10 protein-coding genes are annotated in these 10,325 nt (G+C 64.2%); 5 read left to right on the forward strand and 5 right to left on the reverse strand.

The genetic code is table 11. From position 1 onward, the window contains the following. The first annotated feature begins 56 nt into the window (after positions 1-56). On the forward strand, positions 57-953 hold the full coding sequence (locus tag BLT00_RS17030; protein ID WP_092144758.1) for a LysR family transcriptional regulator: 897 nt from the start codon (positions 57-59) through the stop codon (positions 951-953). Between the two features lie 187 nt (positions 954-1,140). Here BLT00_RS17030 and BLT00_RS17035 read toward each other — a convergent pair whose 3' ends face one another. From BLT00_RS17035 to BLT00_RS17050, 4 genes are all read right to left on the reverse strand, one after another. Beyond that, positions 1,141-1,368 carry an MbtH family protein gene (locus BLT00_RS17035; RefSeq protein WP_063322270.1) on the reverse strand — a complete coding sequence of 76 codons (228 nt, stop codon included), beginning with the start codon at positions 1,366-1,368 and terminating at the stop codon, positions 1,141-1,143. A gap of 84 nt (positions 1,369-1,452) precedes the next feature. Further along, positions 1,453-2,865, reverse strand: a complete 1,413-nt coding sequence (locus BLT00_RS17040) for an aspartate aminotransferase family protein (protein WP_092144760.1) — start codon at positions 2,863-2,865, stop codon at positions 1,453-1,455. Positions 2,866-3,306: 441 nt separating this feature from the next. Further along, complete coding sequence (locus BLT00_RS17045; protein WP_092144762.1) at positions 3,307-4,641, reverse strand: ATP-binding protein; 1,335 nt, start codon at positions 4,639-4,641, stop codon at positions 3,307-3,309. Continuing rightward, positions 4,638-5,318 (reverse strand): response regulator, encoded by a 681-nt coding sequence (locus BLT00_RS17050; RefSeq protein ID WP_072340703.1) that lies wholly within the window; start codon positions 5,316-5,318, stop codon positions 4,638-4,640. The genes BLT00_RS17045 and BLT00_RS17050 overlap by 4 nt, the downstream gene beginning before the upstream one ends. 175 nt (positions 5,319-5,493) lie before the next feature. Between BLT00_RS17050 and dsbD the strand changes: the two genes are divergently transcribed. Genes dsbD through dsbG form a run of 3 tightly spaced genes read left to right on the forward strand, consistent with a single transcriptional unit; the run spans position 5,494 to position 8,833 of the window. Next, a complete protein-coding gene (gene dsbD / locus BLT00_RS17055; protein ID WP_092144764.1) occupies positions 5,494-7,221 on the forward strand; it encodes a protein-disulfide reductase DsbD in 1,728 nt (575 codons plus the stop codon). Next, a complete protein-coding gene (locus tag BLT00_RS17060; protein ID WP_092144766.1) occupies positions 7,221-8,090 on the forward strand; it encodes a TlpA family protein disulfide reductase in 870 nt (289 codons plus the stop codon). Before dsbD ends, BLT00_RS17060 begins: the two co-directional genes overlap by 1 nt. Continuing rightward, positions 8,066-8,833, forward strand: a complete 768-nt coding sequence (gene dsbG, locus BLT00_RS17065) for a thiol:disulfide interchange protein DsbG (protein ID WP_063322276.1) — start codon at positions 8,066-8,068, stop codon at positions 8,831-8,833. Before BLT00_RS17060 ends, dsbG begins: the two co-directional genes overlap by 25 nt. Positions 8,834-8,985: 152 nt before the next feature. On the opposite strand, the gene BLT00_RS17070 is transcribed toward dsbG, so the two are convergent. Continuing rightward, positions 8,986-9,798 (reverse strand): alpha/beta fold hydrolase, encoded by an 813-nt coding sequence (locus tag BLT00_RS17070; RefSeq protein ID WP_092144768.1) that lies wholly within the window; start codon positions 9,796-9,798, stop codon positions 8,986-8,988. A gap of 174 nt (positions 9,799-9,972) precedes the next feature. Here BLT00_RS17070 and BLT00_RS17075 point away from each other — a divergent pair, with 174 nt between their 5' ends. Then, on the forward strand, positions 9,973-10,236 hold the full coding sequence (locus BLT00_RS17075; RefSeq protein WP_092144770.1) for a hypothetical protein: 264 nt from the start codon (positions 9,973-9,975) through the stop codon (positions 10,234-10,236). Positions 10,237-10,325: the final 89 nt, after the last annotated feature.

The following is a 10,325-nucleotide window of genomic DNA, read 5'->3' on the forward strand; positions in this document are numbered from 1 at the left end:
CCCTGACCGGCGATAAACTGGCGCGCCGGAACATCACTTGGCCCCTGGAGGCAACAATGGCACGCCGATTCGATTATCTGGCCGACGTGGAAGCCTTCGTCACGGTCGTGGAAAAAGGCACCCTCAGCGCCGGTGCCGTGGCACTGGGGACCACGCCTTCGGTATTGAGCCGGGCTATCTCCCGCCTCGAAGCCCGGCTCGGCGTACAGCTGCTGCGACGCACTACACGGCGGCTGAACCTCACCGACGCCGGCACGTTGTACCTGGAACAGTCACGCTCGGCCTTTGCCCTGATTGACGACGCCGAGCGGCGAATCCAGGGCCAGGACGGTGTCTTGACCGGTCGCGTGCGCTTGAGCGTGCCGACCACCTACGGTCATTACCGCCTGCCCTCGCTGCTGTCGCGTTTCGCCGAGGCTTACCCGCAAGTTCGGGTCGAGTTGAGTATCACCAACCGCAACGTCGATCTGGTGGCCGAGGGGTATGACCTGGCGATCCGCCTTGGGCCGCTGCCGGACAGCGGCCTGGTCGGGCGCAAGCTCGAAGACGCTCGCCTGTGCCTGGTGGCCGCGCCGCATTACCTGGAACGCGCCGGAACGCCCCGGCACGTCGATGAACTGGCTGCCCACGCCTGCCTGCCTTTCGTAATGCCCAGCAGCGGACGCATCGCACCCTGGCTGTTTCGCGACAATCATGAAGACCGGGAATGGCTGCCGGCGGGCAAAGTGCAAGTGTCCGATGATGTATTGGGCATCGTGTCCCTGGCACAGGCCGGGATGGGGATCTGCCAGACCTATGAGTTCATTGTCCGGGAGCGAATCGAGCGTGGGGAACTGGTGGCTTTGCTGGAGGACTTTGGCGGGCGCAGCCGACCCTTTTCAATCATCTACCCGCCCCATCGGCAATTGCCGGCGGCGGCGAGGGCGTTGATTGATTTTTTGATCGAGCAATAGCGGGTAATGTCGGCCTTTGTGGGAGCGAGCTTGCTCGCGAGTGCGGAGTGTCAGCCGGCATTGATGTTGCCGATCCACCGCTATCGCGAGCAAGCTCGCTCCCACAGGGGTTCTGATGTGGCTGCAAGATTTGTGTTCTCCCGCAGCCTTCCTGTGGAAAGCTTTCTTGCTGCCACAGGCTCTACATTTAGTGGGCCGCAGCCGCCTGCTCTTCCATCTTCTTGCGCAGGCTCAGCGGGCGCATGTCGGTCCAGACTTCTTCGATGTAGGCCAGGCATTCCTTCTTGAACCCGCTTTTGCCGACGGTACGCCAGCCTTCGGGGACGGCCTTGTAGTCTGGCCAGATCGAATACTGTTCTTCGTGGTTGACCACGACCTGAAAGACGATGTCCTCGCGGTCGAATACTGAAGTCATGGGTGTCTCTCCATCTTTGCTCGAGGTTCGCTGCGTCACATGCGCAGCCAGGATATGAAAGGAACGTACGGGGCCGGGTGAAAATTAGCTGTCGGTGACCGCCGCATGCAGGGCTCGCCCGAAAATCTCGGCGACCCGGTCGATTTCGGCCCGGGTGATGATCAACGGTGGCAGGAACCGCACCACGCCGCCCTGTCGGCCACCCAGCTCCAGGATCAGCCCGCGCTTGAGGCATTCACGTTGCAGCCGTGGCGCCAGCCATGCGTGCACCGGCGGATGGCCCAGGGCGTCCGGCTTACCCGTCGGGTCCACCAGTTCAACACCGAGCATCAACCCGCGACCGCGGATATCGCCCAATTGTGGGAAGTCCCGCTGCAGGATGTGCAGGTGCTCGCTCAGGCGTTCGCCCATGGCGGCGGCGTGGGCCGGCAAGGCGTGTTCCTGCAGATAGCGCATCACCGCGGAACCGGCGGCCATGGCCATCTGATTGCCACGGAAGGTGCCGGCGTGAGCACCCGGCAGCCAGGTGTCGAGCCAGTCGCGATAAACCACCACCGCCAGCGGCAGGCTGCCACCGATGGCCTTGGACAGCACGACCACGTCCGGGATGATCCCGGCGTGCTCGAACGCAAACATCTTGCCGGTACGGCCAAAGCCGCTCTGGATTTCGTCGACGATCAACGCCACCCCCGCCTGCTCGGTGATCCGCCGCAAACCGCGTAGCCAGTCCAGATCAGCGGGAATCACCCCGCCCTCGCCCTGCACCACTTCGACGATGACGGCTGCCGGCAATTGCACGCCAGCCTCGGGGTCATTCAGCAGGTTTTCCAGGTAATGCAGATTGGCCTTGACGCCCGCCACACCGCCCAGCCCGAACGGGCAGCGGTAATCGTAGGGGTACGGCATGAATTGCACGCCATTGCTGAGCAAGGCGCCCAAGGGTTTCTTCGGCCCCAGGCTGCCCATCAGGCTCAACGCCCCTTGGCTCATGCCGTGATAACCACCCTGGAACGAAAGCACGGTGCTGCGGCCGGTGGCGGTGCGCACCAGCTTGAGGGCGGCTTCCACCGCGTCGGTACCGGTGGGGCCGCAGAACTGGATCTTCGCCTCGGCGGCAAGCGCCGCCGGCAACAAGCCGAACAGGTCCTGGACGAAACGGTCCTTGACCGGCGTGGTCAAGTCCAGGGTATGCAACGGCAGCTCATCGGCCAGCACCTGCTGGATCGCCTCGATCACCACCGGATGGTTATGCCCCAGCGCCAAGGTGCCGGCGCCGGCCAGGCAGTCGATGAAGGTGCGACCCTCGACGTCCTCGACATACAGCCCCTTGGCACGCTTGAGGGCCAAGGGAATCCGCCGTGGGTAGCTGCGGGCATTGGACTCCTGCCGACTCTGGCGGGCCAGCAGCGGCGACTCATTGAACTGGTAGAGCGTCTCGACCGGCGCAGGGCTGACCCGTGCCGGCTGTGCTTCGATAAGGCTGTTGGCGACTGACATCTCTCGACCCCCGCAATCCACTGTAAGTAGCGACCCAAATGGCACACCGCACAGGTGCGTATCCGGTCGGGCGCACATGCAGGTTTCCTGTTGAGGAAACGCATCAGCGCGGCAAGGATTTACTCCCGGGCCGTGCAATCGTGTCTCGATACCGCGCATTGCCTGGGGATTGTCCATGTTCTTGGGGGTTGGCCTGGATCATTGTGGCGAGGGAGCGAGCACGGTCGGCATCACCTGGCTGACCCATCGCTTTTGCGAACAGGGATAGGGGAAACCGCGATTGTGTGTCCAGCCCAATCCCTTGTGGCGAGGGAGCTTGCTCCCGCTGGACCGCGAAGCGGGCCCAAATCCGTCGCCCGGAACCGTCAGACTCACCGCGCCCCCTGGTTCTGGGGCTGCTGCGCAGCCCAGCGGGAGCAAGCTCCCTCGCCACGGAACCACTCACTTGAGCAGGGGCTGCTGCACCGGCACCGTCAACTCGACCCGCAGCCCATCCGGGCGCGTGTCGAAATGCAGGCCGCAACCGCAACGCTGGACGATGGCCTGGACGATCGCCAGCCCCAGGCCGCAGCCGGTGCTCTGGCCGTTGCGCCAGAAGCGCTGGGTCAGGTGTTGGATGTCGTCGGCGGCGATGCCGGGGCCGTGGTCGCGGACCTGGAAGCGCACGCGCTGGCCGACCATCTCCAGGCTCAGCTCCACCTCGGTATCGTCCGGAGTATGGCGCAGGGCATTATCCAGCAGGTTGCGCAAGGCGGCGATGGAGAGCACCGCCGGCATCTGCACCGGTGCATCGGACAACCCTGGGGATACGTGCAACCTGATCCGCCGGGAATCACTGCGGGCGGCATCCTGGATCGCCAGCCGGGCGACCTGCTCGGCGTTGCATTGCACGCCATCGTCGAACGACAGGCTACCTTCTACCCGCGCCAGCAGCAGCAACTGTTCGAGCGTGCGATGCATGCGGTCGGTGCCCTCCTCGGCCCGGGCCAGGGATTGGTCGCGGGCGGCGCCCTCGGTCATGCGCGCCACTTGCAGGTGCGTCTTGATCGCGGTCAGCGGGCTGCGCAGCTCGTGGGCGGCGTCGCCGGTCAGCCGTCGCTCGCGCTCGATGGTCTTGCCGATGCGCTGGAACAGCTGGTTCTGGGTCTCCAGCAGCGGTCGTAATTCGCTGGGCAGTGGATGGATCTGCAAGGGCTCCAGGGAATCGGCGCTACGCCGCATCAGCGCATCGCGCATGCGATTGAGCGGCGCCAGGCCCTGGCCGATGCCCAGCCACAACAGGCACAGGCAACCAAGCAATGCCACGCCCACCGGCACCGAGGCGGCCAGCAGTATCGACATGTTCAGGGCTTCGCGTTCGATCTGGCGGTCGGCGGTGGTGATGCGCAAGTCACCCCGGGCCAGGGTGAAGCTGCGCCAGGGCGCGCCATCGATCATCTGGTCGTGGAAGCCCATTTTCTCGGCTTCCAGGGTTTGCTCTGGGGTGCCGTGGCTGCGGGCCAGAATCTCGCCGCGCAAGGAGCTGACCTGACAGGCCATGCCGCCAGGAATGCTCAATTGCTCGGAACTCAAATGCGTGCCGTCGCCCTTGCTGGGCAGCGGCGGCATCTGTTCCAGCAACCCGGCAACCATCCGCGCCGAGGCCACCAGGCGCTGGTCGAGGGAGAACATCATCTGGTTGCGCAGGTCACTGAGCATCCACGCCGCGGCCAGGGCCCAGATCAGGGCAAAAGCCGCGCCGAGGGTCAGGCTCAGGCGCAGTCGCAGGCTCATCACTTGGAGGACTCTCCACCTTCGGCCGGCCCCAGGCGATAGCCCAGGCCCCGCACAGTCTCGACAATCCCGTTGCCCAACTTGCGCCGCAGGTGATGGATATGGACGTTGAGGGCGTTGCTTTCCAATTCGTCGTTGAAGCCGTAGACGCTGTCCTTGAGTTGTTCGGTGGACAGCACCCGGCCGCGACTGTGCAGCAGCGCCTGCAACAGCGATTGCTCGCGCCGGGACAGATCCACCGGCTGGCCGTCCAGGGTGGTTTCCCGACTGCTGGGGTCGTAGGTCAGGCGACCGTGCTCGATCAGGTTGACGCTGCGCCCCGCCACGCGCCGCAGCAACGTGTGCAGGCGCGCCGCAAGCTCGCGCAGGTCGAAGGGTTTGAGCAGGTAGTCATCGGCGCCGGCCTGCAAGCCGTCGACCCGGTCGGTTACCGAGTCTCGGGCAGTGAGGATCAGCACCGGCGTCTGCATCCCCTGCTGACGCAGTTGCCTGAGCAGCTTGAGACCGTCCTCGTCGGGCAATCCCAGATCCAGCACCATGACGTCGAATTCCGCCACCCCGACCATCGCCCGCGCCGCCGATGCGGTGGCGACGTGCTCGACAGTCAGGCCCTGCGCCGTAAGGCCGGCAACGATCCCGCTGGCAATCAACTCATCGTCTTCGCAGACCAGTACGCGCATGGTAAGCCCCGTGGAAAAAGGTACATTAGGCCGCCGGCCGATTAAGCCGACATTATGCGACGAGTACGGCCAACATGGGCGATCATTGCTGCCTGCCGGTCGTCGCCGGGTTAATCGACGGTTAATCGCCAGCCGCCATTGTGTTTTCCACTTGCTTCGTTCTAAGGCTTTATCCATGCGTCGATTGTTTTTGCTGTGGCTGTTCCTGATCTCGGGCCTGGCCCAGGCCGCCAATCCCTTCGAAACCAAACCCGATTTCCTGCCGGTGGAAAAGGCGTTCGTGTTTACCTCCGAACGCCTGGACTCCGGTGAAACCCAGCTGTTCTGGCAGATCGCCGATGGGTACTACTTGTATCAGCAGCGGCTCAAGTTCGATGGCCTGGCCGAGGCGCAAAAACCCAAGCTGCCGGAGGGTGAAGCCCACAGCGATGAGTTTTTCGGCGACCAGCAGGTCTATCGCCAGGCGCTGGAGCTGAAGATTCCGGCCGGTGCCACGGGCAAGATCAAGGTCGGCTTCCAGGGCTGCGCCGACGCCGGCCTGTGCTATCCACCCCAGACCCAAGTGGTCGACCTGGGTGGCAGCGCACCGGTGGCGGCCAGCGGCGAGGCGCCGGACCAGGCCCTGGCCAGCGGCCTGCAACAACGGGCCTCGGGCTGGAGCCTGCTGGTGTTCTTCGGCTTGGGCCTGCTGCTGGCGTTCACCCCCTGTTCGCTGCCAATGCTGCCGATCCTGGCCGGGCTGGTGGTGGGCAGCGGCGCCGGGCCGAGACGCGGCCTGGCCTTGGCCGGCAGCTACGTGATCAGCATGGCCCTGGTGTACGCCGCCATGGGCGTGCTCGCCGCGCTGCTGGGCGCCAACCTCCAGGCGCTGCTGCAACAACCGTGGCTGCTGGGCAGCTTCGCGGCGGTATTCGTGTTGCTGGCGCTGCCCATGTTCGGCTTCTTCGAATTGCAATTGCCGGCCGCCCTGCGTGACCGCCTGGAAAACGCCGGACGCCAGCGCCGCGGCGGCAGCCTGGTGGGTGCCGGGATCCTCGGGGCGCTGTCCGGCCTGTTGGTGGGCCCGTGCATGACCGCGCCGCTGGCCGGCGCGCTGCTGTACATCGCCCAGAGCGGCAATGCGCTGCACGGCGGGCTGATCCTGTTCACCATGGGCATCGGCATGGGCCTGCCACTGTTGCTGTTGGTGACCGTGGGCAACCGCTTCCTGCCCAAGCCCGGCGCCTGGATGAACCTGCTCAAGGGCGTGTTCGGCTTCCTGTTCCTGGGCACCGCGCTGCTGATGATTCGCCCGATCATCGACGGTTCGTTGTGGGTCGGCCTGTGGGGCGTGCTGTTGTTGATCGCCGCCTACAGCGCCTGGCGCCAGACCGAAGGGTTCGGCCGCATCGCCTATGTCTGCGGCAGCGCTTCGTTGCTGTTCGGCCTGTGGGGCAGCCTGCTGGTAATTGGCGCCGCGGGCGGCGGCGATGATTTCTTCCAGCCCCTGAAGGTCTACGCCGGCACCGAGGGCCGCGCGACCGTCAGTGCCCACGATGCGTTCATCACGGTCAGCGAGCCCACCGCCCTGCAGCGGGAACTGGACGCCGCCAAGGCCCAGGGCCAGTGGGTGCTGCTGGACTACTACGCCGACTGGTGCGTGTCCTGCAAGATCATGGAAAAACAGGTCTTCGGTCGCCGCGAAGTGCTCGACGCCCTGAACGGTGTGCGCCTGCTGCGCCTGGACGTCACCGCCGACAGCCCCTCCAGCCGGGAACTGCTGGGCCGTTATCAAGTGCCGGGGCCGCCGAGCCTGCTGTGGATCGGCGCCGACGGTGAAGAACGCCGCAGCCAGCGGATCACCGGGGAAGTCGACGCCAAGGCGTTCCTGGAGCGCTGGAACCTCACCCGGGACGCGCGCTGATGCTGACGTTCACCTTGGGCACCTTTGCCATCGCCCTCAACCACCTGTTGCTCATCAGCGCCCTGGCGCTGGCGACCTTCGTGGGCTGGCGGGTGGCCAAGCGTGGGGGCGAAAACCCCGAGTCGGTACTGTTCGTGCTGTTTCTACTGGGCCTGCTGGCCGCACGGGTCGGCTTCGTCGTCGCCTATTGGCAACATTACCGGGACGACCCGTGGCAGATCGTCGACCTGCGCGACGGTGGCTTCCTGGCCTGGCCGGGCATCGTGGCGCTGCTGATTGCCGCCTTGTTGTGGGCACGACGCCGTCCGCCCCTGCGCCGACCATTGGGCTTCGGCGTCGGCAGCGGCTTGCTGTTCTGGCTGGTGGCGACCCTGTCGTTGACGATTTATGAACAAGGCACCCGGCTGCCAGACATCACCCTGCGCACCGCCGACGGCGAGACCGTGAAACTCACCGATTACCAGGGCGGCCCCCTGGTGATCAATCTATGGGCCACCTGGTGCCCGCCCTGCCGGCGTGAAATGCCGGTGCTCGAAGAAGCCCAGCAACAGCGTCCGGACCTGACCTTCCTGTTCGTCAATCAGGCCGAAAGCATGCAAAGCGTCAGCACCTACCTCGCCACCCAAGGCCTGAGCCTGGACAACGTGTTGTTCGATGGCAGCGGCCGCCTCGGCCAGGCTGTCGGCTCCATGGCCCTGCCGACCACCCTGTTCTACAGCGCCGATGGCCGCCTGCTGGGCAGCCACCTGGGGGAATTGTCGGAAGCGAGCCTGGCTCGCGCCCTGGAAAACTTCGAAACGCCGGACTCGTCCACAACGCCTCACTCCGCCACAAGGAAAACGCCATGCCCCGCCTCCGCCACCTGCTGACCCTGGCCGTCGCCACCGCACTGTCGCAGGCCCCGCTGCTCCAGGCCGAAGAATTGCCTGCAGCGATCAAGAAGATCGAAGCCAAGGGCGCGAAAATCATCGGCACCTTCGACGCGCCGGACGGCTTGCGCGGTTACGCGGCGCAATACCAGAACCGTGGCATGGCGCTGTACCTGACCCCGGATGGGCAACACGTCCTGCTGGGCAACCTGTACGACGCCGACGGCAAGGACCTGAGCGCCGAGCCACTGCAAAAACTGGTTTATGCACCGATGGCCAAGGCCATCTGGGCGAAGATGGAGGGCAGCAACTGGATCGCCGACGGCAACAAGGACGCACCGCGCACGGTGTACCTGTTCAGCGACCCGAACTGCCCGTACTGCAACATGTTCTGGGAACAGGCTCGGCCCTGGGTCAAGGCCGGCAAGGTGCAGTTGCGCCACATCATGGTGGGCATCATCCGCGAAGACAGCCCAGGTAAATCCGCCGCCTTGCTGGCGGCCAAGGACCCGGAAAAAGCCCTGGCCGAGCATGAAAAGGCCGGCAAGGGCAGCCCGCTCAAACCGCTCAAGGACATACCGCCGGCCATCCAGGCAAAACTGGACGCCAACCAGCAGTTGATGGACGAACTGGAACTGTCCGCCACCCCGGCGATTTTCTATCTGGATGAAAAAGGCGAGCTGCAACAGCAGCAAGGCGCACCGTCGCCGGACAAGCTGGTGAAAATTCTCGGGCCGAAGTAAAGCCCTGGACAAACACCTGTGGCGAGGGGATTTATCCCCGCTGGGGCGCGAAGCGGCCCCAATGCTGTCGACTTGGTTTGTCAGGTTCACCGAGGTGTCAGGTTTCAGGGCTGCTTCGCAGCCTAACGGGGATAAATCCCCTCGCCACAATTTCAGTGCTTGCGCGTCAGGAACTCCAGCAACGCCCCGGTCACGAATTCCGGATTCTCCAGATTGGAAATATGCCCCGCCTCCGGAATCGACACATGGGGGCAACCGATCAGCTCGGCCATTTCCAGCGACTCGGACGGCGGACGCGGTTTGTCCTGGTCGCCGCACATCACCACTGTGCCCTTGGCATCCAGCGCATGCAGGCGCGGCAAGATATCGTCCCGACCGAAAATGATCCGCCCCAGCGGTACGATGCTGGCGCGTAGGCGATCGGTTGGCAACGCGGCCAATGTGGCGCGAAACTGCTGGTAGAGCGACGATTGCGGGTCGATACCCGGTCGGAAGAAGATCGGCACGATGATGTCCAGCAACGGCTCGGGAATGCTGCCGCTGGCTTCGATCTTGTCGAACAGTGAAAAGTAGTACTGACGGGTCTGTTCTGGCTCGACGCCCACGTAAGTGTCCATCAGCACCAGCGACTGGATCCGCGTGGGCGCCGCCAGCGCCAGCCGCGTCCCCCACATCCCGCCCACTGAAAGCCCCACCAGGTGGAAGCAGTCGATGCTCAAGTCATCCAGCAGCTCCATCATCTGGCGGGCCAGATCGTTCAGCGAACTCATGCCCTCCGGCATTTGCCCCGACTGGCCATGGCCCCAAAGGTCCGGAGCGATCACTCGGTAATGCCTGGACAACACCTCGATCTGCGGCGCCCACATGGCGTGGTCCCACAGATAGCTGCCGCCCAGCAGCACCACCGGGCCCTGACCCTGGTCCAGGTAGTAAAGGGGTTGTCCGTCGATCATTGCAATTGGCATCGAGAAACTCCTTGTCTGAATGTGCAAAGCCCCGGCAGCCTGACCCGATAAACGGCCAATCGTCAATCGCCACAGCTATCTCTGCCTGAACGGACCTGTAAAGTCTGACAGTAGATTTGCCGCAGCGCCGGCGATAGCTTGGACACTCGGAACGACAGCGGATGGAGAATCCTCATGACTAAAGCTGAGCTTCAAGCGTTCGCCCAAGAGCAAGTTGATCTCCTGAAGCCCAAGGCTGCCAACACGGACAAACCGTCCGGCCAGCGAGCCAAGGGGAAACTGCAATTCTTCGAGGCGATTCTGGCCGCGTATGACAACTCCCAGACCCCGGAACAGTTCGGTTTGCTGGATGCGGTCAATGACAGCCTCCAGAAGATTGGCGCATTTGCTTCCGGCGTGACCTTTTTCAGTAAACCGGAAGAATGTTGCAAAAAATAAAGTCATCGCAAGCAAGCTCGCACAGAAGATTCGCGTCGTACACAAACCACTGTGGGAGCGAGCTCGCTCGCGATGAGGTCTTCATAGAC

Source organism: Pseudomonas sp. NFACC51 (assembly GCF_900103575.1).
Lineage (GTDB): Bacteria > Pseudomonadota > Gammaproteobacteria > Pseudomonadales > Pseudomonadaceae > Aquipseudomonas > Aquipseudomonas fluorescens_Q.